At 56.6% G+C, this 23,524-nt stretch carries 29 protein-coding genes and 1 pseudogene; 12 read left to right on the forward strand and 18 right to left on the reverse strand.

Annotated elements, in window-relative coordinates:
- Positions 1 to 54 precede the first annotated feature (54 nt).
- A complete protein-coding gene (locus C8N45_RS02275) occupies positions 55 to 504 on the reverse strand; it encodes an SRPBCC family protein (protein ID WP_114427802.1) in 450 nt (149 codons plus the stop codon).
- Positions 497 to 817, reverse strand: coding sequence for an ArsR/SmtB family transcription factor (locus C8N45_RS02280; RefSeq protein WP_108384578.1), 321 nt, complete (start codon positions 815 to 817; stop codon positions 497 to 499). The genes C8N45_RS02275 and C8N45_RS02280 overlap by 8 nt, the downstream gene beginning before the upstream one ends.
- A 133-nt stretch (positions 818 to 950) precedes the next feature.
- Between C8N45_RS02280 and C8N45_RS02285 the strand changes: the two genes are divergently transcribed.
- The 5 genes from C8N45_RS02285 (at position 951) to C8N45_RS02305 (ending at position 4,231) form a co-directional block, all read left to right on the forward strand.
- Positions 951 to 1,571, forward strand: coding sequence for an ATP-dependent Clp protease proteolytic subunit (locus C8N45_RS02285; RefSeq protein WP_108385113.1), 621 nt, complete (start codon positions 951 to 953; stop codon positions 1,569 to 1,571).
- Between the two features lie 125 nt (positions 1,572 to 1,696).
- Positions 1,697 to 2,968 (forward strand): ATP-dependent Clp protease ATP-binding subunit ClpX, encoded by a 1,272-nt coding sequence (gene clpX, locus C8N45_RS02290; RefSeq protein ID WP_108384579.1) that lies wholly within the window; start codon positions 1,697 to 1,699, stop codon positions 2,966 to 2,968.
- A 9-nt stretch (positions 2,969 to 2,977) separates the two neighbouring features.
- Entirely contained in the window at positions 2,978 to 3,355 is a 378-nt protein-coding gene (locus C8N45_RS02295; RefSeq protein ID WP_220270417.1) for a RidA family protein, read from the forward strand.
- A gap of 120 nt (positions 3,356 to 3,475) precedes the next feature.
- The gene (locus tag C8N45_RS02300) at positions 3,476 to 3,859 is read left to right on the forward strand and encodes an NADH:ubiquinone oxidoreductase subunit NDUFA12 (RefSeq protein WP_108384581.1); all 384 of its coding nucleotides are present in this window, start codon (positions 3,476 to 3,478) and stop codon (positions 3,857 to 3,859) included.
- A 9-nt stretch (positions 3,860 to 3,868) separates the two neighbouring features.
- The gene (locus tag C8N45_RS02305; protein WP_108384582.1) at positions 3,869 to 4,231 is read left to right on the forward strand and encodes a DUF2155 domain-containing protein; all 363 of its coding nucleotides are present in this window, start codon (positions 3,869 to 3,871) and stop codon (positions 4,229 to 4,231) included.
- On the opposite strand, the gene aat is transcribed toward C8N45_RS02305, so the two are convergent.
- The 10 genes and pseudogenes from aat to C8N45_RS02350 all read right to left on the reverse strand — a co-directional run bounded on the left by aat (position 4,195) and on the right by C8N45_RS02350 (position 12,789).
- Positions 4,195 to 4,842: a leucyl/phenylalanyl-tRNA--protein transferase gene (gene aat, locus C8N45_RS02310; protein WP_108384583.1), complete on the reverse strand. Its 648-nt coding sequence runs from the start codon at positions 4,840 to 4,842 to the stop codon at positions 4,195 to 4,197. The two genes, C8N45_RS02305 and aat, sit on opposite strands and share 37 nt — an antisense overlap.
- Positions 4,843 to 4,845: 3 nt before the next feature.
- Entirely contained in the window at positions 4,846 to 6,192 is a 1,347-nt protein-coding gene (accC, locus tag C8N45_RS02315) for an acetyl-CoA carboxylase biotin carboxylase subunit (protein WP_108384584.1), read from the reverse strand.
- A 9-nt stretch (positions 6,193 to 6,201) separates the two neighbouring features.
- Positions 6,202 to 6,696 carry an acetyl-CoA carboxylase biotin carboxyl carrier protein gene (accB, locus tag C8N45_RS02320; RefSeq protein ID WP_108385114.1) on the reverse strand — a complete coding sequence of 165 codons (495 nt, stop codon included), beginning with the start codon at positions 6,694 to 6,696 and terminating at the stop codon, positions 6,202 to 6,204.
- Between the two features lie 108 nt (positions 6,697 to 6,804).
- Positions 6,805 to 7,311 carry a hypothetical protein gene (locus C8N45_RS02325; protein WP_108384585.1) on the reverse strand — a complete coding sequence of 169 codons (507 nt, stop codon included), beginning with the start codon at positions 7,309 to 7,311 and terminating at the stop codon, positions 6,805 to 6,807.
- 181 nt (positions 7,312 to 7,492) lie between these two features.
- A complete protein-coding gene (locus C8N45_RS02330; protein WP_108384586.1) occupies positions 7,493 to 8,242 on the reverse strand; it encodes an ABC transporter ATP-binding protein in 750 nt (249 codons plus the stop codon).
- 74 nt (positions 8,243 to 8,316) lie between these two features.
- Positions 8,317 to 8,601, reverse strand: a complete 285-nt coding sequence (locus tag C8N45_RS24060; protein ID WP_375342460.1) for an ABC transporter ATP-binding protein C-terminal domain-containing protein — start codon at positions 8,599 to 8,601, stop codon at positions 8,317 to 8,319.
- A 3-nt stretch (positions 8,602 to 8,604) separates the two neighbouring features.
- A pseudogene (locus C8N45_RS24065) lies at positions 8,605 to 8,973 on the reverse strand (ATP-binding cassette domain-containing protein); the annotation flags it as partial.
- A 114-nt stretch (positions 8,974 to 9,087) separates the two neighbouring features.
- A complete protein-coding gene (locus tag C8N45_RS02340) occupies positions 9,088 to 10,284 on the reverse strand; it encodes a branched-chain amino acid ABC transporter permease (protein WP_108384588.1) in 1,197 nt (398 codons plus the stop codon).
- Between the two features lie 3 nt (positions 10,285 to 10,287).
- A complete protein-coding gene (locus C8N45_RS02345; RefSeq protein WP_108384589.1) occupies positions 10,288 to 11,319 on the reverse strand; it encodes a branched-chain amino acid ABC transporter permease in 1,032 nt (343 codons plus the stop codon).
- 123 nt (positions 11,320 to 11,442) lie between these two features.
- On the reverse strand, positions 11,443 to 12,789 hold the full coding sequence (locus C8N45_RS02350; protein ID WP_108384590.1) for a substrate-binding protein: 1,347 nt from the start codon (positions 12,787 to 12,789) through the stop codon (positions 11,443 to 11,445).
- A 199-nt stretch (positions 12,790 to 12,988) separates the two neighbouring features.
- On the opposite strand from C8N45_RS02350, the gene C8N45_RS02355 reads away from it, so the two are divergent.
- From C8N45_RS02355 to C8N45_RS02375, 5 genes are all read left to right on the forward strand, one after another.
- Positions 12,989 to 14,311, forward strand: a complete 1,323-nt coding sequence (locus tag C8N45_RS02355) for a helix-turn-helix transcriptional regulator (RefSeq protein WP_245882523.1) — start codon at positions 12,989 to 12,991, stop codon at positions 14,309 to 14,311.
- A 77-nt stretch (positions 14,312 to 14,388) separates the two neighbouring features.
- A complete protein-coding gene (locus C8N45_RS02360) occupies positions 14,389 to 14,757 on the forward strand; it encodes a response regulator transcription factor (protein ID WP_108385116.1) in 369 nt (122 codons plus the stop codon).
- A complete protein-coding gene (locus tag C8N45_RS02365) occupies positions 14,754 to 15,023 on the forward strand; it encodes a hypothetical protein (protein WP_108384591.1) in 270 nt (89 codons plus the stop codon). The genes C8N45_RS02360 and C8N45_RS02365 overlap by 4 nt, the downstream gene beginning before the upstream one ends.
- Entirely contained in the window at positions 15,023 to 17,692 is a 2,670-nt protein-coding gene (locus C8N45_RS02370; RefSeq protein ID WP_108384592.1) for a sensor histidine kinase, read from the forward strand. The genes C8N45_RS02365 and C8N45_RS02370 overlap by 1 nt, the downstream gene beginning before the upstream one ends.
- A gap of 75 nt (positions 17,693 to 17,767) precedes the next feature.
- The gene (locus C8N45_RS02375) at positions 17,768 to 18,919 is read left to right on the forward strand and encodes a FliM/FliN family flagellar motor switch protein (RefSeq protein ID WP_245882524.1); all 1,152 of its coding nucleotides are present in this window, start codon (positions 17,768 to 17,770) and stop codon (positions 18,917 to 18,919) included.
- 152 nt (positions 18,920 to 19,071) lie between these two features.
- Here C8N45_RS02375 and C8N45_RS02380 read toward each other — a convergent pair whose 3' ends face one another.
- The 4 genes from C8N45_RS02380 to C8N45_RS02395 are packed head-to-tail and all read right to left on the reverse strand — an operon-like array spanning position 19,072 to position 21,244.
- Complete coding sequence (locus C8N45_RS02380) at positions 19,072 to 19,500, reverse strand: protein tyrosine phosphatase family protein (protein ID WP_108384593.1); 429 nt, start codon at positions 19,498 to 19,500, stop codon at positions 19,072 to 19,074.
- A 9-nt stretch (positions 19,501 to 19,509) separates the two neighbouring features.
- A complete protein-coding gene (locus C8N45_RS02385; protein ID WP_108384594.1) occupies positions 19,510 to 19,941 on the reverse strand; it encodes a DUF6691 family protein in 432 nt (143 codons plus the stop codon).
- Entirely contained in the window at positions 19,941 to 20,366 is a 426-nt protein-coding gene (locus tag C8N45_RS02390; RefSeq protein WP_108384595.1) for a YeeE/YedE family protein, read from the reverse strand. Before C8N45_RS02390 ends, C8N45_RS02385 begins: the two co-directional genes overlap by 1 nt.
- A gap of 14 nt (positions 20,367 to 20,380) precedes the next feature.
- A complete protein-coding gene (locus tag C8N45_RS02395; RefSeq protein WP_108384596.1) occupies positions 20,381 to 21,244 on the reverse strand; it encodes an MBL fold metallo-hydrolase in 864 nt (287 codons plus the stop codon).
- Between the two features lie 83 nt (positions 21,245 to 21,327).
- Between C8N45_RS02395 and C8N45_RS02400 the strand changes: the two genes are divergently transcribed.
- The gene (locus C8N45_RS02400) at positions 21,328 to 21,645 is read left to right on the forward strand and encodes an ArsR/SmtB family transcription factor (RefSeq protein WP_108385118.1); all 318 of its coding nucleotides are present in this window, start codon (positions 21,328 to 21,330) and stop codon (positions 21,643 to 21,645) included.
- Here C8N45_RS02400 and C8N45_RS02405 read toward each other — a convergent pair.
- Together C8N45_RS02405 and C8N45_RS02410 are read right to left on the reverse strand one after the other, a co-directional pair.
- Positions 21,642 to 22,877, reverse strand: a complete 1,236-nt coding sequence (locus tag C8N45_RS02405) for an acyl-CoA dehydrogenase family protein (protein ID WP_108384597.1) — start codon at positions 22,875 to 22,877, stop codon at positions 21,642 to 21,644. The two genes, C8N45_RS02400 and C8N45_RS02405, sit on opposite strands and share 4 nt — an antisense overlap.
- Before the next feature lie 73 nt (positions 22,878 to 22,950).
- Entirely contained in the window at positions 22,951 to 23,166 is a 216-nt protein-coding gene (locus C8N45_RS02410) for a hypothetical protein (protein ID WP_108384598.1), read from the reverse strand.
- A gap of 99 nt (positions 23,167 to 23,265) precedes the next feature.
- Between C8N45_RS02410 and C8N45_RS02415 the strand changes: the two genes are divergently transcribed.
- Positions 23,266 to 23,523 (forward strand): DUF2312 domain-containing protein, encoded by a 258-nt coding sequence (locus C8N45_RS02415; RefSeq protein WP_108384599.1) that lies wholly within the window; start codon positions 23,266 to 23,268, stop codon positions 23,521 to 23,523.
- Position 23,524: the final 1 nt, after the last annotated feature.

The raw sequence follows: 23,524 nt of genomic DNA on the forward strand, positions 1-23,524 counted from the left end.
CGTCAGCCATTTCAACGTCGTAAGATGGGTCTTGATCCATCCCAACTTTCGATATCAGGCAAACACGCGTCGTTTGACCGCACCGCGATAGCACCCAAGCACGATGTCCCAACCATGTAGATAACTGGTGCTGATCGCATCAGCGGTTGGGCCCAATATATCGAATCCGCCATGGGTCAGATCGCAACTGGTGCCTGTGTCGGTCGCGATAGAGCGCATTTCAACCACGGTTGCCTCGCTTTCGGGGCGGTCTGGATGCCACGAAAACGCGACATATGCGCCCGGTTCACAGGCGATAACTCTGCCCCAGACATGGGTTGTGCCGCCCGCGTCGGTTTCGGTGATCTCACCATTCTTGTGTGAGGGGAAATGCAATTTGCTGGCCGCACCTCCCACAGAATATCCGGCCTTGGGCCACCAAAGATCCATCTTGCTGGTAAAAAGCGCAAACGCCTCTGTCGGGGTCAGCGGGACGGTCACGGATTTCTGAATTGGGTCAATCATGCGTCTTTCCTTTTGCCTGGGCGTCGGCGGCGCGGGCGAATGCGGCGAGCGCATCATCCCACAATCCATCCAGATAGGCGCGCAGATCATCCACGCCATCGGGCGCAATTGCATAAAGGCGCTTGTTCCCCAGCGGCGTCACTGTCAGCAGCCCCGCGTCCGACAACACACGAAGATGTTGACTGACCGCAGGGCGGCTGACTGCCATCCCTTCGGCAATCGCACCGACCGGCAGTCCGCCGCCGCGCAACCTGTCGATGATCTGCCTGCGGGTCGGATCGGCAAGCGCCTCTATTGCATCTACGTAACTCATGACTTACCGTAAGCCTTAGCTTACGATTTGTCAAAGCTATTCTGCGACCCTTGAAGCCCCTGACCGGCACCACTAAGACTCTGTCAGGATTTATGAAGTAGGACGGTCCCGTCCAACAGTGAGGCATACCACCATGCAAGACCCCGTCGACACCTATATGAACCTTGTCCCAATGGTCGTTGAACAGACCGCCCGGGGGGAGCGTGCTTATGACATCTTCTCGCGTCTGCTCAAAGAGCGGATCATCTTTGTGAATGGCCCCGTCCATGACGGGATGAGCCAGCTTGTCGTGGCGCAACTTTTGCATCTTGAGGCTGAAAACCCCAAAAAAGAAATCAGCATGTATATCAACAGCCCCGGCGGTGTGGTGACATCCGGTTTGTCGATCTACGACACGATGCAATACATCAAACCCAAGGTCAGTACGCTGGTCATCGGGCAGGCGGCCTCCATGGGCTCGCTTTTGCTGACAGCCGGGCACGCGGGCATGCGATTCTCTTTGCCAAATAGCCGGGTGATGGTGCACCAGCCGTCCGGTGGCTATCAGGGGCAGGCGACCGACATCATGATTCACGCGGCCGAAACGCAAAAGCTGAAAACCCGTCTGAATGAAATTTATGTGAGACATACTGGCCAGACCCTGAAGAAAGTCGAAGCAGGATTGGAGCGTGACAACTTTATGTCGCCTGAAGAGGCAAAAGATTGGGGTCTGATCGACGAAATCGTCGAGAATCGCGACAAGTCGGACGAATAAACTGTCTGTTAACTACGCCGTGCGCATTGTCATTTTGACATTGTGGACCCAGGCAGGCTGTCCTACTGTTAGGGCAAGGGCAGCCTGAAGTCAGTTAGAACGACCAATGGGTCAAGAGGTGTGAGATGGCGAATACATCCAGTAGTGACAGCAAGAATACGCTGTACTGTAGTTTTTGTGGCAAAAGTCAGCATGAGGTACGAAAGCTCATCGCTGGTCCGACCGTGTTTATCTGTGATGAATGCGTCGAACTTTGCATGGATATTATTCGCGAGGAAACGAAAACAGCGGGCCTGAAGGCAGGCGATGGTGTGCCCACACCGACGGAAATCTGTCAGGTACTTGATGATTACGTCATTGGCCAACTGCACGCCAAGCGGGTGCTGTCTGTTGCGGTTCACAACCACTACAAACGTCTGAACCACGCCGACAAATCCGACATTGAACTGGCAAAATCCAACATCATGCTGATCGGCCCCACCGGCTGCGGGAAAACCCTGCTGGCCCAGACCCTGGCCCGCATTCTTGACGTGCCCTTCACGATGGCGGATGCGACTACCCTGACGGAAGCTGGCTATGTCGGTGAAGACGTCGAAAACATCATTCTCAAACTGCTGCAAGCGTCTGAATATAACGTCGAACGCGCACAGCGCGGGATCGTCTATATTGACGAGGTTGATAAGATTACCCGCAAGTCTGACAATCCATCGATCACGCGCGACGTCTCTGGCGAAGGTGTGCAGCAGGCCCTGTTGAAGATCATGGAAGGCACCGTTGCTTCCGTACCGCCGCAAGGGGGGCGCAAGCACCCGCAGCAAGAGTTCCTGCAAGTTGACACCACCAACATCCTGTTTATCTGCGGTGGCGCCTTCGCTGGTCTGGACAAGATCATCGGTCAGCGCGGCAAAGGGTCCGGCATGGGCTTTGGTGCCGACGTGAAGGAAAACGATGATCGCGGCGTCGGTGAGGTATTTCAGGACCTGGAGCCCGAGGATCTGCTGAAATACGGGCTGATCCCCGAATTTGTGGGCCGTCTACCCGTGATCGCAACGCTGACCGATCTGGACGAAGATGCGCTGATCACGATTCTGACCCAGCCCAAGAACGCGTTGGTCAAACAGTACCAGCGGCTGTTTGAGTTGGAAGACACAAAGCTGACGTTCACCGATGATGCCCTGTCGGCGATCGCCAAGCGCGCGATTGAGCGCAAGACAGGCGCACGTGGATTGCGGTCAATCATGGAAGATATCCTGTTGGATACGATGTTTGACCTGCCCGGCATGGAAACGGTGACCGAGGTCGTCGTGAACGAGGAGGCGGTCACTTCCGATGTTGCCCCTCTGATGATCCATGACGATGGTGGCAAGAAAGAAAAAGAAGCCGCCACGGCCAGCTAGGTCGTGGACGTGCGCCATATCTCTACCGGGTCCCCGTTCGAGGCGCAGATCGGCTATAGCCGGGCAGTTGTCGCGGATGGATGGGTCTTTGTGGCAGGTACCACCGGTTATGATTACAGCACAATGACAATGCCGGATAGCATTGTTGACCAATGCCGCAACGCGTTGGAAACGATTGGCAAAGCGCTTAGCGATGCGGGCAGCGGCATCGATCATGTGGTGCGCGTTACCTATATTGTGCCCGATGCGGGTGACTGGCCCGCTTGCTGGCCCGTAACCTCTGCCACCTTCGCCAAGGCGCGCCCGGCAGCGACGATGATATCGGCGCAATTGCAGAACCCGGAAATGAAAATCGAAATAGAGGTGACAGCACGGATCGCCGATTAGGGTCATTCATGCTGCCAAAAATCGCATGCAGTTCAGCGCAGGCCAGTGACTGCAACACATGTAAGGCTGGACGTTGGCGCGCAGTTCGTGCAAGACAACAGCAGAAATCGGAGACGCGACATGGGCCTTGGTCATAATATCAAACGCATCTTTACCTGGTGGGACGGGCAGTCCTACGGGACCCAACTGTGGACCAGCCGCAATGGCGAAAAAGTTGGTGAGGACGCGGAAGGCAACATCTATTATCGCAACGCCGACGACAGCCGCCGTTGGGTCATTTATAACGGTGCAAACGAAGCGTCGCGGGTTTCGCCAGAGTGGCATGGTTGGTTGCACCGCACGTGGGACCAGCCGCCGACGGAAGTTGCTGTCAAACACAAGGACTGGGAAAAACCGCATCAGGAAAACCTGACAGGTACTGCGGCGGCCTATGCGCCTGCGGGCTCGATTCGCCGGTCCGCACCGGCAGAGCGATCTGACTATGAGGCCTGGACGCCTGAATAGGAAGCCGTCATGCGTGCCATGCTATCAGCGATTTGCCTGTGTTCCGCAACATTGACGTTCGCGCAAGACGCTACAGTAACGCAGGCAACTGGCGGTGAATTGCGCGTTCTTGATAAGCTGACGGGCGCTGTTGTCGACATGACCCTGCGCACCGGTGAAACAGGCGTTATCGGCTATCTTGAAGTGACTCTGGTGGCTTGCCGTTATCCAACCGACAACCCGTCAGGTGACGCATATGCACAGGTCGACATTTACTATCAGAATGGCAGTGCCCCGATTTTTTCCGGGTGGATGCTGGCGTCGTCCCCTGCTTTGAATGCATTGGACCATCCGCGCTACGACGTCTGGGCATTACGCTGCAACACGTCCTGAGCGGGCGGAACAGGCCCCGGTGCATCGAAAGAGGCCGATTTCTCCACAGCGGCCGCCAACTGTTTGCGGTATTCTGCCCTCGGGATCTCGATCGCGCCCAGACTGGCCAGATGAGGGGTGATAAACTGCGTGTCAAAAAGGGTGAAGCCGCCCAAACACAGCAGATCCACCAGATAGGCCAAGGCGACCTTTGACGCATCCGTTGCGCGGCTGAACATGCTTTCGCCAAAGAAGGCTGCGCCCACAGTCACCCCGTAGACGCCACCAACCAGCGCCTTGTCCCGCCAGACTTCGATAGAGTGTGCGTGCCCCTGACGGAAAAGTGCGGCATAAAGGTCGAAGATGGTGTCGCTGATCCATGTCTCAGGGCGGTCAGCACAGCCAGCTACGACATCTTCGAAGGCCGCATCAACGGTCACGGAAAACTGCCCGCGCCGCATCGTCCGGGCTAGGCTGCGGGATATCCGAAAACCATCCAATGGGATAACGCCGCGCATCTTGGGATCAACCCAGAACACTTCCGGGTCGTCGCGCCCTTCTGACATGGGGAACACGCCGACCCTGTAGGCCTGCAACAAAAGTGCGGGCGTCAGGGTCGGTTCATCGCGCATCGCTCAAGCCAGATTTTGATCGAGCCAATGTTCAAGCCAGTGGATGTTATAGTCACCAGTCTGAACGGCTTCTTCGGCCAGCAGTGCGTGGAACAGCGGTACGGTTGTATCGACTCCGTCCACGATCAGCTCACCCAATGCCCGTGCCAGACGCGCCAGCGCCTCTGGCCGATCGCGTCCGTGCACGATGAGTTTGCCAATCAAACTGTCGTAATAGGGTGGGATGCGATAGCCATCGTAAAGGGCGGAATCCATGCGCACGCCCAATCCACCCGGCGCGTGGTACTGGGTGATCGTACCGGGGCAGGGGGAAAAACTAGGGAGTTTTTCCGCATTGATCCGCACTTCGATTGCGTGTCCGTTGATCTGCAAATCGTCCTGCGCAAATGACATAGGTAGCCCCGACGCCACGCGCAATTGTTCGCGCACCAGATCAACCCCAAAGATGGATTCCGTGACGGGGTGTTCCACCTGTAGGCGGGTGTTCATCTCGATGAAATAGAACTCATCATTTTCGAACAGAAACTCGATCGTCCCGGCACCAATGTAGTTGATGCGAGCGACCGCATCGGCACAGACCTTGCCGATTCGCGCGCGCAACTCAGGCGTGATGCAGGGACCGGGCGCTTCTTCAAAAACCTTTTGATGCCGCCGCTGCAGCGAACAATCCCGTTCGCCCAGATGCACCGCATTGCCTTTGCCATCGCCAAAAACCTGAATTTCGATATGGCGCGGTGTGGTCAGGTACTTTTCAATATAGACTTCATCGTTGCCGAATGCGGCTTTGCCTTCGGCACGCGCAGACATGAATGCCTGCTCCATTTCGGTCGCTGTCTTGGCAACTTTCATGCCGCGCCCGCCACCGCCTGCGGTTGCTTTGATGATGACCGGATAACCGATTTCCTCGCCGATCCGTTTTGCATCGGCCAAGGTTGGCACGCCGCCGTCAGATCCGGGCACGCAAGGCACGCCGAGTTGTTTCATCGTGTCCTTGGCGGTGATCTTGTCGCCCATGACGCGAATATGCTCGGCCGTTGGGCCGATGAAGGTCAGGTCGTGATCTTCGACGACTTGTACAAAGGCGGCATTTTCGGAAAGGAAGCCGTAGCCCGGATGGATTGCTTGGGCACCGGTGATTTCGCATGCGGAAATGATCGCGGGGAATGACAAGTAGCTGTCAGCGGAAGAGGGGGGGCCGATGCAGACGGCCTCATCGGCCATGCGCACATGCATCGCATCCGAATCCGCAGTTGAATGTACAGCGACCGATTTGACGCCCATCTCGCGGCAGGCCCTGACGACACGCAGGGCGATTTCGCCCCGGTTCGCGATAAGTATTTTGTCGAACATTGGTGCGCCCTATTCGATGATGACGAGAGGCGCGCCAAATTCAACGGCGCCGCCATCTTCGACAAGGATGCGTTTGACCGTGCCGGCGCGGCTGGCCGGGATGTGATTCATTGTTTTCATAGCTTCGATGATCAGCAATGTGTCGCCTTCCTTGACGGCGGAACCAACGCTGATGAAAGAGGCAGCACCTGGCTCTGGTGCCATATAGACGGTGCCGACCATGGGGGATGTCACCGCGCCCGGGTGGCTGGCTGGGTCCGCTTCGGCGCTTGCCGCTGCGGCCGCCGCAGCAGGCGATGCCGTTGCCACAGGGGGCACGTCGGGCCGTGGCGCTGGTGCCTGCACCGCTACTGTCTGGGTGTGGCGACTGACGCGCACATTCAAACTGTCGTTTTCAGCGTAGTCCCGTTTCACTTGAAGCTCTGTCAGGTCGTTTTCGCGCAGCAATTCTGCCAGCGCCTGAATAAAGCTGACATCGCTGTCGTGAGATGTTTTGTTGCTCATCTTTTCCTCGGCCAGTTGCCCTTGTGGGCGGTACTCTGCAAGCACCGTCGAAACGCTTATAGGGGAAGCCGATGATGGTGGAAAGCGGGACGCGATTGAAAAAGATGGCTACTGTTCGTCAGGCTGTTTGATAGCGCTTTTCTGTGCGGGCTCCGGAGCGGGAGCAGGTTGCTTGAGTTCAACAGGTTCCCGCTTCGGCTTGCCGGGCAAATCAGCGGTTGGCGCTGCTAATTCTGGTGTCGCGGAAATCGGGGTTACAGGGGCAGCCTCTTGGTCTTCTTTGCCTTTGTTTGCGACATCGGTCACCGTGCTGTCGTCCTCTTCGGTCGCTTCAAGAGCGGGTTCTTCCTTCTCGAATGGCAGCATCGGCACGTTGTAGGGTTTCAGGGTCCGCTCAGGCGGTGCTATTTCGCCGGGGTTTTCGGGAAACGCGGTCCCGGACAGACGGGCGTTCACGACTTGCGCCACAAATGCCTTGTCTGACGGAATCACGGAAATACCGTCCAGCGCCTTGGGGGGCGGAACCCTATCATCTGCGTAGGCCTGCCGTTGTTCCAGCGCATAAGGGATTGCGCTGGCGGCCGCGGATGGGGGCAATGCGAGCGTTGTATCCATAATAAGCACCTCCAGATGCGGGTTTTAGACACTGTCAGTTTCGCTTTTGCGCGTCACCGAAGTCTTAATTTGGCATCAAAGGTTGATTAGACTTTAAGATTAACGCGGAAGGTCACGAAAAAGTCCTGAAAAACCGATCCGGTTCGTCAGGACTCTTGTCATGTTGGCTAAGCAGATGTGATCAGATTGCGAGATATTGTGCCCGCAACTGTTCGTTTTCGAGCACTTCCGCAGCGGAGCCGTCAAAGACGACCGTGCCCGTATCAAGGATAACAGCGCGATCGGCCAGTTTCAGCGCTGCAACGGCGTTTTGCTCGACGATTATGGTTGTGATTCCCTGATCGCGGATAATGCCAAGTGTCTTTGCAATTTCCTGTACGATGACGGGGGCCAGACCTTCGTAGGGTTCGTCCAGCAAGAGAATTTTGATATCGCGCGCCAGCGCACGCGCGATCGACAGCATCTGCTGCTCACCGCCTGACAGGGTGACGCCTTCCTGTTTGCGGCGTTCTCCCAGCCGGGGGAACAGGTCGTAGATGCGTTGCAGGGACCAGCCTTTCGGCGGCGCAATCTGTGCCAGTTGCAGATTTTCCTCGACGGTGAGACCCGGAATGATGCGGCGGTCTTCGGGCACCAGCGCGATCCCCGCGCCTGCAGCCTGATGGCTTTTCATTTCATGCAAAGGTTGATGGTCAAGCCAGATTTCACCATGCTTGAGCTCGGGGTCGTCAAGCCGGGCTATTGTGCGCAGCGTCGATGTCTTGCCGGCACCGTTCCGGCCCAGCAGGGCCAGGATCTCTCCCTCATGCACATTGAAGCTGATGTTCTGGACGATATAGCTTTCGCCATAATAGGCTTCGATCTCCCAGACGCTGAGAAAGGCCGGATGAGTTGCGGCGTTGTTGGCGTGTTTATTGAATGGTGCGTTCATTTTTGTTTCTCCTGCCGTTGCATTTTCTTCTTGAAGAAAATGGCGGGCAAATTTTTCTAGAAAAATTTGGGTCCTCAGACCTGCGCCTCTCCCAGATACGCTTCGCGAACTTTCGGATGGCCTTTGATATTGTCAGGCGTATCTTCCACCAGCGGTGTGCCCTGCGCCAGAACCGTAATCCGCTCGGCGAGAGAGAATACAACATTCATGTCATGCTCGATGATCGCCATCGTGATCCCGCGTTTTGTGCGGATTTCCTTGAGCAGGTTGATCGTGTTTTCTGTGTCGGCCCGCGCCATGCCTGCAGTGGGTTCGTCCAACAGCAAGAGACGGGGATCCTGCACCAAACACATTGCCATTTCGAGCCGCCGCTTGTCGCCACGCGACAGGCTTGATGCTATCATATGCCGTTTTTCGAGCATATTCACATCTGCAAGGATTTCTTCTGCCTGCTGATGGATCGCCTTCTCGGAAAAGACGCTTTCGATCGCGTGCATCCGGAATGAACCATCTCGTTTGGCAAAGCAGGGAATAAGGACATTCTCAAAGACCGAGAGGTCACTGAATATCTCGGGTGTCTGAAACACCCTGCTGATCCCCATCTGGTTGATCTCGTGCGGTTTGCGTCCCAGGACGGATTGCCCGTCGAACATGACCGACCCGCTGTCGGGGATCAGTTTCCCCACCAGCACGTTCAGCAATGTCGATTTGCCTGCCCCGTTGGGGCCGATGATGGCATGCACCGTATTTTCGGCCACGCTGAGGTTCACGTCACCCAAAGCTTGCAGACCGCCAAAGCGCTTGTTGATACCTTTGACTTCAAGGATTCCCATGTCAGTCTCTCCTTATTCAGCAGGCGTTGTGGCGCCGTCTTTGGCGTCGCTGGATTTCTTGCGGCGGAATATAGCGGCAATTTTTTGCCCGCCCTGAACCAATCCTCCGGGCAGGAAGATCACGACAAGCATGAACAACAAGCCAAGTGTCAGGTGCCAGCCTTTGCCGACGAACGGATAGACAATCGCGATCATGACATCTTCTATGCCATCGGGCATCCAATAGAACCACTGCTCTAGCGTTGCCTTGTTGATCTTGGAGACGATGTTTTCAAAATATTTTATGAAACCTGCCCCGAGGACCGGCCCGATCAATGTGCCTGCACCACCGAGGATTGTCATCAGCACAATCTCACCCGATGCTGTCCAGAACATCCGCTCGGCACCGGCTTGCGGGTCCATGGCCACCAGCAAGCCACCGGCAAGGCCGGCATACATCCCTGAGATGACAAAGGCCGCGAGCGTATAGGGCTTGGAATTCAGGCCGGTATAGCTCATCCGGGTCTGGTTGGATTTGATCGCCCGCAGCATCATCCCGAATGGCGACCGGAAGATCCGGATCGAAATGTAGAAGGCGAGGATCATCATGACCGCTGCGACGTAGTAGCCAAAGTTGAATGTGAAAACCCAGCTTCCAACTGACATCTCGTAGGTGTCGCGCATGGCAAGACCAAACAGCGATGGAGTGGCGTTTTCCCCCGCTTCAAGCGCACCATCAAACAGGCGCACATCGCTGGCCTTTGGTTGCAGTCCCGTTTCGCCGCCTGTCAGCGGTGTAAGAACCGAGTAGGCAAGCGCGTATGACATCTGCGCAAAAGCAAGCGTCAGGATCGAGAAATAAATCCCTGATCGCCGCAGCGACACAAATCCGATGACCAGCGAAAACAGACCGGCGATGACGACGCTCAGCAAGATCGCAGGGACGATATTCATGCTGAGCAGCTTGAACATCCATACCGCGGCATAAGAACCCACACCCAAAAATGCGGCGTGCCCGAAGGACAGGTAGCCGGTCAGCCCGAACAGGATGTTAAATCCAATCGCCAGAATTCCGAAGATCACGAAGCGTTGCATCAAATCAGGATAGCCTGCGTTGAACTGGGCCAGCTCTGAGCCTTCGGGGAAGGGGTTCAGGATGAAAGGAGCCAGCAGCGTCAGCACGACAACAATCAGCATGAGACGGAAGTCTTTTTTCTCAAGTCCAAGCATGGCTTAGTCCTCCATCACGCCCTTGCGGCCCATCAGGCCACGCGGACGCGTCAATAGAATGATAATAGCAACGAGGTAGATGATGATCTGGTTGATACCAGGAGCGATGTCGATCACCCAAGGCATTGATGCAAAGCTTTCCAGAACACCCAGCAGGAAGCCGGCCAGAACGGCACCGGGCAGGGAGCCCATGCCGCCGACGACCACAACCACAAAGCTGAGCACAAGGAAGTCCATCCCCATGTGATAGTTGGGCGACAGGATGGGTGTGTACATGACCCCTGCCAGCCCGGCGACAGCTGCCGCGATGCCGAACATGATCGTAAAGCGTTTGTCGATGTCGATACCCAGCAGGCCGACGGTTTCGCGGTCTGCCATCCCGGCGCGGACGACCATGCCGAAGGTAGTGAATTGCAGGAATGCAAAGACCGCACCGATCACAACAACCGAGAAGAAGAAGTAGACCAGACGCCAGTAAGGGTAGATGATCGCATTGGGATCAAATCCGAAAGCCACGCCGAAATCAAAACTACCTGTGAAGGCTTCGGGGGCCGGTGTGGGGATAGGGTTCGCCCCGTAGAAATATTTGATCACTTCCTGCAAGACGATCGCCAGACCAAAGGTCACAAGAATCTGGTCCGCGTGCGGGCGTTTGTAGAAGTGCTTGATTAATCCGCGCTCCATCGCGAAACCGATCCCGATCATGATCGGGATGGCAAACAAAATCGATATTGGCACCGCCCAGTCAATCATGACGTTACCTGCCGCCTCGCCAAACCAGTCGTAGATATAGGGAACGTCGACCTGCAAGGGATTGCCAAGGAAATCGGTGCGGGTCTCATCCACGACCTTGTGGCTGAGCGTCAGCAGTTTGCTGACAGTGACGGCAACGAAAGAGCCCATCATGAACAGGGCGCCGTGCGCAAAGTTAACCACGCCCAACGTACCGAAGATGAGTGTCAGACCCAAGGCAATCAACGCATAAGCGGAACCTTTGTCGAGCCCGTTTAGGATTTGCAGAATGATCTGATCCATCTGGTGACCTCTGTTATTTGACAAAACGACCACATCGCCCCGCGCGAGCAGGTGCGCGTGATGTGCACAATGTCTGGAGAAAAGGATGTGTCACCGCCGTTTCGGCGGTGACACAATATGTGTTTATGCGCCGGGGTTACATGTGCCCAATTCACCACCCTGGAACTGCGGGTGATCTGGGTCGTATGTGACCTGTTCGACAGGTGTAACCTCAACGATTTCAAGAAGGTCAAACTCGTTTTCGGGGTTCTCTTTACCCTTCACGACAAGCACGTCCTTGAAGCACTGGTGATCAGCGCCGCGGTACAGCGTCTTACCATTGCCCAGACCGTCGAATTCGAAGTCTTCCAATGCTTCAACAACTGCGCATGGGTTGAACGAACCAGCCCGTGTGACCGCATCTGCATAAAGCAGCGTCTGCACGTAAGTGGTGTGCGCGGCCTGCGATGGTGGGAAACCGTACTTTGTGCCGAAGGACTGAACGAATGCCTTTGAACCTTCGTCTTGCAGCGACCAGTGCCAGTTGGTTGAACCAAAGATGCCCTTAACGTTGGCACCCGCACCTTTCGCCATCAGGCGAGAGTAGAGCGGCACGATGATTTCGAAGTTCTTGCCGTTGGCTTGTGCTTCGCGCAGCCCGAACTGAACTGCGTTAGTCAGCGAGTTCACCATGTTTCCGCCGTAGTGGTTCAGAACCAGCACGTCAGCGCCAGAGTTCAGAACAGGTGCGATGTAGGACGAGAAGTCAGTCTGTGTCAGCGGTGTTTTCACAGCGTTCACAGTTTCCCAGCCCAGTGCTTCTGTCGAAGAACGGACGGCTTCTTCTGTGGTATAACCCCAGTTGTAGTCGGCTGTCAGGTGATAGGCCTTGCGGTCGGTGCCGTAGTTGGCGGCAAGCACAGGCGCCAGTGCGGCACCGGACATGTAGGAGTTGAAGAAGTGGCGGAAGCCATTGGCCCGCTTGTCTTTACCTGTTGTATCGTTTGAGTGTGTCAGACCCGCCATGAAAATCACGCCAGCCTCTTGGCACAGCGCCTGCACGGCAACAGCCACACCGGAAGAGGAGCCACCGGTGATCATGATTGCGCCGTCTTTTTCGATCATCGAACGGGCCGATGCGCGCGCGGCGTCAGACTTTGTCTGCGTATCACCGGTCACATATTTGACTTCGCGGCCGAGAATACCGGTCCCGTCCAGAGCCTTGGAAGAGAAAGTCGACATCATGCCGCCGTCGCCGCCGCCATTGAGATGCTCGACAGCAAGTTCATAGGCGCGCAGTTCGTCCAAACCTTCGTCGGCGTATGGGCCAGTCTGTGGAACGTTGAAGCCCAGAACGACTTCGCTGTCGCCCGGTGCGTTTGTAAAACCAGCGTGGGCGTCGGCGCGCAAATACTGTGGCAGCGCGAGACCTGCACCCGCGATCGCACCCGTCTTCAGGACGCCACGACGCGAGAAATTCGATTTGGACATTAGTATCCTCCCTAGTGTTTTATGCATGAGCCAAGTCTGGCCCACGATATTCGCCTTCCAGCGTAGGATTAATGTGACGGAAATGTGTCGTTATCTCCAACAAGCCATTGCCGATGCCTGTTCTTTCTGTCAATTTTTCAACAGCTCGTGCGAATAGATTGTAAACGATTTTTCTCGCGTGCGCAGAAAGCGTTTGAAATTGTTGAAGGAATTTCTTGTGTCGATAGAGCGGCTTACCGGTTCGAGGATCAGAGAAAAGCGTTTGGATCTGGGATTGCGGCAAGCCGCCGTAGCGGAAGCTGTCGGAATTTCGGCCTCTTACCTTAACCTGATCGAGCACAACCGCCGCAGAATCGGAGGCAAGTTGTTGGCGGATATTGCCCGAAAACTGGGGGTTGAGACCAGCCAGTTGACGGCAGATGCCGACGGGGACTTGCTTGATCAAATTCGCGCGGCGGCGGGCGCGTTTGGCACAAAGTCCGAAGTTGATCGCGCCGAGGAATTATCTGCCCGTTTTCCCGGATGGAGCAAGCTGATCGCGGCGCAGGCCAACAGGCTGGCGATGCTTGAAGAACGTGTTCAGGCACTGACCGACCGGATGTCCTATGATCCGCAACTGGCCATGTCCTTGAATGAAGTTGTATCTGCGGCCACCTCAATCCGGTCGTCTGCCTCCATTCTTGTCGGGCAAGAGGATCTGGACGCAGACTGGCAGCGGCGCTTTCACGAAAACATCCATGCCGACAGTCTGCGTCTAGGGGCGGGCAGCGAGGCGTTGATCAGCTATCTGGATGCACCGGATGCGGATGTGGCCGTGGTGCAATCACCGCAAGAAGAGATCGAGACGTTTCTGGCCACTTCGTCATTTCATTATCCGCAGCTTGAAAAAGCGCGAGGCGATGTCGACGCGTTTGTCGCCGGTGTGAACCTGTCGCCGCCTGCGTCGGCCCTATTGCGGATGATTGCACGGATTTACCAGTCGGATGCTGTGGCGATGCCGCGCAGGCAATTTGCGCAGGCCGCACAAGACTGCGCCTATGACCCGGCGGCTCTATCGCAGGCGTTTGCCGTCGATTTCGCTGCCGTTCTGCGCCGCTTCGCGACATTGTCACCCAGCGAAGGTCATCCACAGACGGGATTGGCCGTGGTCGATGCATCCGGGTCGGTTACCTTTCTCAAGACAATGCCCGGATTCCGGTTGCCGCGCTTTGGTGGCGCTTGCCCGCTTTGGCCGATCTTTTCCGCTTTTTCCCGTCCTACCCAACCGATCATGGCGGATATCGTGATGCCGGGGACCGATCAGACCGGATTGCGCTGCTATGCCGTTGCCGATGCCATCGAAAGGCCGGGCTTCGACCGCCCGCCTGCCTTGCGCAGCACAATGCTCGTCTTGCCTGATCTGCCTGCCGACAGCCGCAACGTGATTCCCGTCGGTGTATCCTGCCGGATCTGCCCGCGCGCGCGGTGTAATAGCCGCAGAGAACCCGCGATGGATGGCGTGACACTTGATACCAGTCTTTGACACGCAGGGATTTCAAGGCGATATTCGATTTGTGCTGGGTGGAGCGATGCACGACATGAATATGAGGGGGAGGCATGATGGGCAAACGAGTCCTTTTGATCGAGGATGAGCCGAACATCATTGAGGCCATCAGCTTTATTTTGTCCCGTGACGGGTGGACGGTGCACACGCACGAAGACGGCCTAACGGCGATGGACAAGCTACGCAGTTTGCCCCCTGATCTGGTCATTCTTGACGTGATGCTGCCGGGACGAAGTGGTTTTGACATCCTGCGCGATCTGCGGTCATCAGAAACCACCAAGAATATCCCCGTCATGATGCTGACGGCCCGCGGGCAGGACAAAGACCGTGACATGGCCGCACGTCTGGGGGCGACCCATTTCATGACCAAGCCGTTCTCGAACGCGGAAGTGCGTGATTTGGTTCGCAACCTGATAGAGGCATGACCCCTCCCGCCAAAGCGCCGCTCTTTCTGGAGCGGGTCCGCTATAGACAGCGCCGCGTGCGCGACGCGGCAAAGCTGACCCCGATCTTGGGGATGGTTCTTCTGGCGCTGCCTTTGCTCTGGTCCGGCGACGAGACTGTGCCGGAATCGCAAACGCTAATTTATGTGTTTGGCGTGTGGGTCGGTCTGGTCGTTATTGCCGCCACCCTGTCGCATTTTCTGCGCGAGGATGACGACGAAAGCACCCTCGGCGAGAAAACCGACTGATGCTGACCTTCAATCTTCTGGTCGCTGTTGCGCTGGTGTATGTGGCCGGGCTTTTTGTGGTGGCGTTTCTGGCAGAACGGCAAGCCGCATCCGGCCATGCGCGGTGGCTGAAGTCGCCGCTGATCTACACGCTGTCTCTCAGTATCTATTGCACCGCCTGGACCTTTTATGGCGCGGTTGGCTATGCGGCCCGGTCAGGGCTTGAGTTCGTGACGATCTACCTTGGCCCCACCTTGGTGATGATCGGCTGGTGGGCGATGCTGCGCCGTCTGGTCCGCGTCGGGCGCGAACAGCGGATCACGTCGATTGCCGATCTGATTTCGTCGCGGTTCGGCAAATCGACCCAACTGGGGGTGATCGTTACCTTGATTTGTCTGGTGGCAGGGACGCCTTATGTGGCGCTGCAACTGCAATCCGTCACCCTGTCCTTTGCGATCTTTGCGCAGGACGCGGGGACCGTGTGGCAGGCCGGTGATTTGAACGCGGCGGCGGGGTGGGTTGCGTTCGGGCTGGCGGTTTTCACTGTCTTGTTCGGCACCCGCAATCTGGATGCGAATGAACGCCACCACGGGATTGTTATGGCCATCGCCGTCGAAGCAGTCGTCAAGCTTGTGGCTTTGGTGGCCGTTGGCGTTTTTGTCGTCTGGGGGATAGGCGGCGGGCCCTCGACGATAATGCAAAGCATCGAAGCCTCGCCTATCGAGCTATGGGACCAATCAGGCGGGCGCTGGGCGACCCTGATTTTTCTTTCTGCGGCGGCATTCATCTGCCTGCCTCGCATGTTTCAGGTGCTGGTTGTCGAAAACGCGGACGAACGGCATCTGCGCGTCGCAAGCTGGGCATTCCCGCTTTACCTGTTGTTGATGAGCCTGTTTGTGGTGCCCATCGCGGTGGTCGGACTGGATTTGCTGCCAGCGGGCAGCAACCCCGACCTGTTTGTCCTGACACTGCCCCTGAGCCAGGGGCGTGAAGGGTTGGCCATGTTGTCGTTCCTTGGCGGGTTCTCGTCTGCGACATCAATGGTGATCGTGGCCACAATCGCGATGGCAACAATGGTGTCCAACAACATTATCGTGCCGATCTGGCTGCACCGTTTCAAGCAACCCAGCGCGGTCTTTTCCGGCGACGTGCGCGAGGTCATCCTGCTGTCGCGTCGGATTTCGATTGCCTGTGTGCTGGCGCTGGGCTTCATCTATTACCGCGTATCCGGTGGCGGCACATCGCTTGCAGCGATTGGTCTGGTGTCCTTTGCGGGTGTGGTGCAAATCCTGCCGGTCATGCTGGGCGGGCTGTTCTGGCGGGGTGCCACACGCATCGGGGCAGGGCTTGGTCTGTCCATTGGTTTGACGGTCTGGCTTTGGACGCTGTTCCTGCCCAGTTTCGGGGCTGGCGCTATTATCCCGACAGCCGTTTTGGAAAATGGGCCGTTTGGTCTGGGATGGTTGCGCCCGCAAGCGTTGTTCGGGATCGAAGGGATCGACCCGCTGATACACTGTGTGATGTGGTCAATGCTGTTGAATAGTCTTTTCTTTGTTTCCGGTTCGTTGCTCAGTTTTCCTTTGCCGCTTGAACGGTTGCAGGGCGCGCAGTTCGTGAATGTCCTTGATCGGGGCACTTCGGCAAGCCCGTGGACCGTTGCCGATGCCGGTGCCGAAGACCTGCTTGTCATGGTACAACGCATCCTGGGCAGTGACGAAGCGCAAGCCATTTTCCAAAAGGAAGCAGAGCGGCAAGGCAAGACCGGTTATTTGCCGGAGGTAACGACACAATTTATCGAACAGCTGGAAAAGCGACTGTCCGGTTCTGTAGGTGCTGCGACCGCGCACGCGATGATTGGTCAGATGACTGGTGGCAGTGGCGTGCGGGTCGAAGACCTGATCGCCGTAGCCGACGAGGCTGCCCAGATTCTGGAGTATTCAAATCGGCTAGAGGCAAAATCGGCAGAGCAGGAGCGGACTGCCCGCGCACTTCGTCAGGCCAACGAGAAATTGAAAGCGCTTTCCATTCAGAAGGATGCGTTTCTCAGTCAGATCAGCCATGAGCTCCGCACCCCGATGACCTCGATCCGGTCATTTTCGGAAATTCTGGGTGACACGGATGTCGCCGCCGATGCCCGCGAGCGTTACGCCCAGATCATTCAGGACGAAGCCGTGCGTTTGACCCGCTTGTTGGATGATCTGCTTGACCTTGCCGTGCTGGAGAACGGTCAGGTTACGCTAAATAAGCAAAGTGGTATCATGCGTGATCTGATTGACCGGGCGGTTCAGGCGTCAGGTGCGCAGTCCGGAGACTTGGCGGTGCTGCGTGAACCGCTGGCAGAGGAAGTCCCTATAACGACCGACCTCGACAGGTTGGTGCAGGTGTTCATCAATCTGATTGCGAATGCGCGCAAATATTGTGACCGGCCTGAGCCAAAGCTGCGTATTGTCGTTTCGGAAAGGGATTTTGCGTATCATATTGATTTCGTCGACAACGGGAGTGGCATTTCACCACAGAACCAGCAGGTGATTTTTGAAAAGTTTTCAAGAATCACAGATCAGGGTAAAGCCGGGGGCGCCGGCCTTGGGCTCGCCATTTGTCGCGAGATCATGCACCGGCTTGGCGGTGACGTGAGCTATCTGCCAGGGCAATATGGCACCGCTTTCCGCGTGGTTGTGCCAAAAACCTGAGATGGTTTGGCGTTGTTAGCAGAACCGTAACCACTCATTCGTTAACTTTGGGCGAAATCCACCAGTGGCGGGCTGATGTCTGACAGCGACCATAAAATGATTCTGCGGCGCATGACAGGCCGCGAAACCGGCGATGTTGCAGAAACACCGCTGACCCTGTCGCGTGCTGTGCGGCTGGCTTTCACCAAGTCAGCGAATGATACGATCGGACTGATTGTGACAGTGACCGCGATGGGCGAGGACGTGCATACGCTTGATCCAATGCTCGAGGTACTTGATGATAATCTGATGCTGGTCGGGCTGGAGCGCGGCGGTGAACTTGTTGGTTTGATGGCCTTGGACATGCAGTTGCGTGCGGCCATCCTTGAAATGCAGGCCATGGGCAAGTTGATCGCCGGCATGGCCGAGGACAGGGCACCGACCGGAACGGATAAGACGATGGCTGAAAACCTCTTGATCCGCTTTCTTGATGCGATGCCTGTCGCGACATTGGGCACCGAATATGACGGTTGGACCGATCAGGTCGAACTTGGTTCCAAGGTTGAAAGCTGCCGCGCAGCTGGCCTTGTTCTGGATGATTGCGAATATCGCATCATGCGCCTTGATATTGATTTGGGGGTGGCAGACCGGACGGGACAGTTGATTGTCGTCCTGCCGCTTGCCGTCGAAACATTTGGGGCGCCAGCAGAACCAACTGAACAGCTTGATTGGGCGACACTCTTTCAGGCCCGCGTGGCAGAGGCACAAAGTGAGCTTGATGCTTTATTGCATCGTTTTGACATGCCGCTCGCGCAGGCGCGCAATCTGCAAGTGGGGCAGGTCGTGCCGCTCAGGGGCTGTTCCGTCAATTCCGTGCGCCTCGTAACCGCGAAAGGACGGGAAGTGGCGCTTGCGAAACTCGGCCAATTGGGTGGCAACCGCGCAGTCCGCGTTGAAGCCCCGCCACAGCCACAGATGCGCGAACTTGGCGGCGGTGCAGAGGCTGCCTTGCCTGATCTGATGGGCGGAATGGCGGATGATAAGATGGGGTTTGGTGGTGATGAAGGCGCAGGGTTGGCGCTTGAGGGGGCCGGGGAGATTGATTTCGCAATGGATGCTGCCCCGACTTTTGCTGAACCAGAGACTGCTCTGGACACACCCGATATGGAAGCAGGCGCAGAACCGGGCTCCGACGAAGGATTCGGAATAGCCGCAATGGATATGGATGCTTTGTCGCTAGAGGATTAGGCACCTGCGACAAAATCCTTAGAATGATTCCGTTAGCCGCCTGAATACGTAAAAGCGCAATACCTGAAACGGGTCTTGCGCTTTTTCATGATCTTATGCACGGGTTCTGGGGCAGGATGACAAGAAGAACAACACCGCTGCATCGACAGTGGTCAGTTTGTTTGGCCCATCGCCTCCAGCTGCGGTCGCAGCCCGCCAAGATTGTAGCCCGCAGCATCCGTTGCCGCGATGATTTCATCAGCGGACATGCTATCTGCCATGGCCAATCCCCAGACAATCGAACTGCGATTGCCGGACGCGCAGTAGGCCAGAGTCGGCGCCTCAGGGGTGCCGATCGCGGCTTTTTGCGCTGCGACCATCTCTTCATTCAAGCCCATATGCGTGACCGGAATGTCGACAAAGGCAAGCCCATGCGTCTCTGCCGCAGATCTGATCGCAGCCGCCTGATGACTTGGCGGAACCTCTGCATCAGGTCGATTGCAGATAATAGTCTTGAACCCGGCCGCAACGATGGCGGGGATGTCTTCAACCGCAATCTGCGGCGATACAGCGTAGGACGGGCTGAGTGTTTTGATATCCATGATGTTTTCTTAGACTGCCGCCATCGTGCGGTCCAGACGTGTTCGCACCGTCGGTGCCCCCATCATCCCGACGACCATCGCCACCACAAAGACCAGACCCGTCGGGCCGCCAAAGCTTGCCGATGCGATCGCAGGTCCGGGGCAAAGTCCGGCCAGCCCCCAGCCAGCACCAAACAGCACAGACCCAAGAATCAGGTTGCGGCCAAGTCGCGGCTCTGGCGGGGCAGGAAATGCGGTGCCCAGCACCGGGGTCCGTCCGCGCGTCAATTGCCAGGCGATGGCCATCGGGATGATTGCACCTCCCATGACAAAGGCCAGTGTCGGGTCCCAAGCGCCGAAAATATCAAGCCAGCCCTGAACCTTTGTCGTGTCTGTCATACCGGACAGCAAGAGTCCCAGCCCGAACAGTCCACCAACGATGAATGAAACAATAACGCGCATTAGATGACTCCCAGCAGATGTTTGAAGATCACAATGGTCAGGCCGCCCGCACCAATGTAGAAAACCGTGGCAACGATGCCGCGCAGTGACAGGCGTGAAATCCCGCAAACGCCGTGGCCGGATGTACATCCGTTGGCAAGCCGTGTGCCGACACCGACCAGCAGGCCCGCAATCGCCACGACCACCCAGTTATCCGTCAGGTGCGTTTCAGAGCCGCCCATGGCAATGGCTACGATTGCCGGCACGATAAACAACCCGGCAAGCAGGGCCGCGCGTTCGGCCCAGTCGCTTCTTCCTGATCCATCCACAAGTCCGCCGATGATCCCGGACGCACCCATGATACGACCGTTAACCAGCAGGAATATCGCTGCCGCGGTCCCAATAATCCCGCCTCCGAAGAGGCCCCAAATCCAATCCGATTGCATGATTTTTCCTTTACTCAGAGCGTGTTGACGGGGATTTTGAAGTAGCTTGTCCCGTTGTCTTCGGGTTCGGGCAGATTGCCTGCCCGCATGTTCGTTTGGATCGACGGCAGGATAAGCTTTGGCATTCCCAATTTCGCGTCGCGTTCTGTACGCATTGTGACGAATTCCTCGATAGGTTTGCCTGCTCCAACATGGACATTCAGTGCCTTTTGTTCGCCGACCGTTGTTTCCCAAGCGAATTCATCGCGACCGGGGGCCTTGTAGTCATGACCGACAAAAATTCGGGTATCATCTGGCAGCGAAAGGATCTTCTGGATCGAATGAAAGAGGTCTTCGGCTGATCCACCGGGGAAATCGCAGCGTGCTGTCCCGAAATCGGGCATAAACAAAGTATCGCCGACAAATGCGGCGTCGCCAATGACATAAGTCAAACAGGCAGGCGTATGGCCGGGCGTGTGCATCACGTCACAACGCAGCTGTCCGATATGAATACTGTCGCCATCGTCAAACAGAGCGTCGAACTGCGATCCGTCGCGCTGGAATTCGGTCCCTTCGTTGAAGACTTTGCCGAATGTGTCCTGCACGATGGTGATATTTGCGCCAATCCCGATCTTGCCGCCCAACCGTTCCTGCAAGTAGGGCGCGGCAGACAGATGGTCAGCATGCACATGGCTTTCTAATATCCATGCAACCTGCAGGTCTTTTTCAGTGATCCAGTCGATTATCGCATCGGCGGACGATGTATCTGTCCGTCCGGACGCAGGGTCATAATCCAGAACGCTGTCAACGATCGCACATGACCGACCGGAGGGGTCCTGCACAACATAGGATACTGTATTGGTCGCCGCATCGAAAAAAGCTTTTACGTGGGGTGTCATATCGATTCTCCTTTGCTGGACATAATAGACGTTGTGTGATACATTTCAAGAATGGAATGTATAAAATTAGTTTGGCGACCGACATGTCAGTAAAAACCAAAATACTTGCAGACCCAATGGACGCAGCCGCACAGGACGCCGCTGCCTTGATGAAGGCGCTATCGAATCCGGGTCGCTTGCGGATTCTTTGTGCGCTGGTGCCGGGGCAGGTGTCGGTCGGTGAACTGGAAAAAACACTGGATGCCAGCCAGTCCTATGTCTCTGGTCAGCTTTTGCGGCTGCGCAACGAGGGACTTGTCACATGTGAACGCGAGGGGCGCAGCCAACTATATTCGCTGGCTGACCCGCGCGTGCGCCCGATCCTTGAACGTATCTACGAGGTATTCTGTCCTGACACTTAGCCCACAGGCGCGTTCTGACCTTGCGTATATGGCTTGAGTTCCGCCCGTGCCACCTGTCTGCGGTGAACGGCATCGGGGCCGTCAGCCAAACGCAATGTGCGTGTGTTAGTCCACATATGGGCGAGCGGGGTGTCTTGTGAAACGCCTGCCGCACCATGCATCTGCACGGCCTGATCGATGATCTCGAGAGCGATTTGCGGGGCAACCACCTTGATCTGGCTGATCCAGGGGGCCGCCGCTTTCTTGTCGCCCTGATCCATCATCCACGCTGCCTTGAGGCACAGCAGACGCGCCTGTTCGATCTTCATGCGGCTTTCCGCGATGATGTCGAAATTCTCACCCAACTGCGACAGCGGCTTGCCGAAGGCGGTCCGGCTGACCGACCGTTCGCACATCAGTTGCAGCGCATATTCTGCCGACCCGATCGCGCGCATGCAGTGATGAATCCGGCCCGGCCCAAGCCGCCCTTGCGCGATCTCGAAGCCCTTGCCTTCGCCCACCAGCAGATTTTCGACAGGCACGCGCACATCTTTGAACCGGAAATGGAAATGCCCGTGGGGCGCGTCATCATGGCCGTAGACCTGCATCGGGCGCAGCTTTTCGATCCCGGCGGTGTCGGCGGGCACAACAATCATCGAATGCTGCTCGTGTCTTGGTGCATCCGCGTTGGTGCGCACCATGATGATATAGACAGCGCAGCGCGGATCACCCGCACCGGTGGCCCACCATTTTTCGCCGTTCAGCACATAATGATCGCCGTCGCGCACGCAGGACATCGAGATGTTGGTCGCATCGGAGCTGGCGACCTGTGGTTCGGTCATCAGATAGGCCGAGCGGATGTCACCCGCCATCAAGGGCGCCAACCACTGATCTTTCATGGCTTGGGTGCCGTAACGGGAAAACACTTCCATATTGCCGGTGTCGGGCGCGTTGCAGTTGAAAACCTCTGCCGCCAAATGGGATTTGCCCATTTCTTCGGCCAGATAGGCATATTCTACGGTATTGAGGGCAGGCCCTTCACGGAAGGTGTCCCAGAAATTCCATAGTTTGCGGTCCTTCGCCTTTTGCTTGAGCCCTTCCAGAATTTCGGTCTGGCGCGGCGTGAAGGTCCAGCGGTCGCCAATAGGCACCTCGGCCAGAAATTCGCTGTCCAATGGTGCGATTTCATGCGCGATCATATCCTTGACCGCAGCCAATACCGGCATGAGCCGTTCAGTTTGTCCTAGATCCATTGTCCCGCTCTCCTCCGCGCGTTTTGTTGTGCATGGTGGCAGGACAGCGCGCGGTGTCAATCGCAAGTGGTGTCTAGCTCAGGATGACACCAATGATCACCGCCATCAGACCGATCATCGACACAAAGAGCGCCCCGAGGTTGATGGGCAGTATGCGGGTCACTTGAGCGCGCAGTTCCTCGTCGCTCAGGTTTGCCTTTTTGGCTTTGCGGACAGCAAGGATTGTGTAGACGATACCGGCAAAGCCCAAAGCTGTCAGCGCGGCACCACCCCAAACGACAATTTCCATATCCAGCCTCCGGTATTTTTGACCCGATATCGCGCGGGCTCGTCTTGCGCAAGGGTTGCGCGGGGGCTAGTGAAGGGCACACTACCGAGGAGAGCCAGAATGAGCGATACAGTCACCGATTCCGTCAACGCCGCAGCCGGTGATGAAATCCGCCAGTTTGTCGAGCGTTATGAACGGCTTGAGGCGGAAAAGAAAGATATTGCCGACGCGCAGAAAGAAGTCATGGCCGAGGCGAAAGGCCGTGGTTATGACACCAAGGTTCTGCGCAAGCTGGTGGCGATCCGCAAGCGCGATGCCAATGATCTGGCCGAAGAAGAAGCCGTTCTAGAAATGTATATGGCCGCACTTGGCATGTGAT

It is taken from the genome of Yoonia sediminilitoris, from assembly GCF_003058085.1.
GTDB classification, from domain to species: domain Bacteria; phylum Pseudomonadota; class Alphaproteobacteria; order Rhodobacterales; family Rhodobacteraceae; genus Yoonia; species Yoonia sediminilitoris.

Bases quoted from the DNA above. Each gene is read 5' to 3' on its own strand.
- C8N45_RS02395 (WP_108384596.1), bottom strand. From the start codon at position 21,244: ATGACACCCCACGTAAAAGCTTTTTTCGATGCGGCGACCAATACAGTA.
- C8N45_RS02300 (WP_108384581.1), top strand. From the start codon at position 3,476: ATGGGCCTTGGTCATAATATCAAACGCATCTTTACCTGGTGGGACGGG.
- C8N45_RS02370 (WP_108384592.1), top strand. From the start codon at position 15,023: ATGCTGACCTTCAATCTTCTGGTCGCTGTTGCGCTGGTGTATGTGGCC.
- C8N45_RS02375 (WP_245882524.1), top strand. From the start codon at position 17,768: ATGTCTGACAGCGACCATAAAATGATTCTGCGGCGCATGACAGGCCGC.
- C8N45_RS02340 (WP_108384588.1), bottom strand. From the start codon at position 10,284: ATGCTTGGACTTGAGAAAAAAGACTTCCGTCTCATGCTGATTGTTGTC.
- C8N45_RS02365 (WP_108384591.1), top strand. From the start codon at position 14,754: ATGACCCCTCCCGCCAAAGCGCCGCTCTTTCTGGAGCGGGTCCGCTAT.
- C8N45_RS02325 (WP_108384585.1), bottom strand. From the start codon at position 7,311: ATGGATACAACGCTCGCATTGCCCCCATCCGCGGCCGCCAGCGCAATC.
- C8N45_RS02380 (WP_108384593.1), bottom strand. From the start codon at position 19,500: ATGGATATCAAAACACTCAGCCCGTCCTACGCTGTATCGCCGCAGATT.
- C8N45_RS02275 (WP_114427802.1), bottom strand. From the start codon at position 504: ATGATTGACCCAATTCAGAAATCCGTGACCGTCCCGCTGACCCCGACA.
- C8N45_RS02360 (WP_108385116.1), top strand. From the start codon at position 14,389: ATGGGCAAACGAGTCCTTTTGATCGAGGATGAGCCGAACATCATTGAG.
- C8N45_RS02405 (WP_108384597.1), bottom strand. From the start codon at position 22,877: ATGGATCTAGGACAAACTGAACGGCTCATGCCGGTATTGGCTGCGGTC.
- C8N45_RS24060 (WP_375342460.1), bottom strand. From the start codon at position 8,601: ATGGCAATGTGTTTGGTGCAGGATCCCCGTCTCTTGCTGTTGGACGAA.
- C8N45_RS02345 (WP_108384589.1), bottom strand. From the start codon at position 11,319: ATGGATCAGATCATTCTGCAAATCCTAAACGGGCTCGACAAAGGTTCC.
- C8N45_RS02350 (WP_108384590.1), bottom strand. From the start codon at position 12,789: ATGTCCAAATCGAATTTCTCGCGTCGTGGCGTCCTGAAGACGGGTGCG.
- C8N45_RS02330 (WP_108384586.1), bottom strand. From the start codon at position 8,242: ATGAACGCACCATTCAATAAACACGCCAACAACGCCGCAACTCATCCG.
- C8N45_RS02285 (WP_108385113.1), top strand. From the start codon at position 951: ATGCAAGACCCCGTCGACACCTATATGAACCTTGTCCCAATGGTCGTT.
- clpX (WP_108384579.1), top strand. From the start codon at position 1,697: ATGGCGAATACATCCAGTAGTGACAGCAAGAATACGCTGTACTGTAGT.
- aat (WP_108384583.1), bottom strand. From the start codon at position 4,842: ATGCGCGATGAACCGACCCTGACGCCCGCACTTTTGTTGCAGGCCTAC.
- C8N45_RS02410 (WP_108384598.1), bottom strand. From the start codon at position 23,166: ATGGAAATTGTCGTTTGGGGTGGTGCCGCGCTGACAGCTTTGGGCTTT.
- C8N45_RS02390 (WP_108384595.1), bottom strand. From the start codon at position 20,366: ATGCAATCGGATTGGATTTGGGGCCTCTTCGGAGGCGGGATTATTGGG.
- accB (WP_108385114.1), bottom strand. From the start codon at position 6,696: ATGAGCAACAAAACATCTCACGACAGCGATGTCAGCTTTATTCAGGCG.
- C8N45_RS02385 (WP_108384594.1), bottom strand. From the start codon at position 19,941: ATGCGCGTTATTGTTTCATTCATCGTTGGTGGACTGTTCGGGCTGGGA.
- C8N45_RS02400 (WP_108385118.1), top strand. From the start codon at position 21,328: ATGTCAGTAAAAACCAAAATACTTGCAGACCCAATGGACGCAGCCGCA.
- C8N45_RS02415 (WP_108384599.1), top strand. From the start codon at position 23,266: ATGAGCGATACAGTCACCGATTCCGTCAACGCCGCAGCCGGTGATGAA.
- C8N45_RS02305 (WP_108384582.1), top strand. From the start codon at position 3,869: ATGCGTGCCATGCTATCAGCGATTTGCCTGTGTTCCGCAACATTGACG.
- C8N45_RS02280 (WP_108384578.1), bottom strand. From the start codon at position 817: ATGAGTTACGTAGATGCAATAGAGGCGCTTGCCGATCCGACCCGCAGG.
- accC (WP_108384584.1), bottom strand. From the start codon at position 6,192: ATGTTCGACAAAATACTTATCGCGAACCGGGGCGAAATCGCCCTGCGT.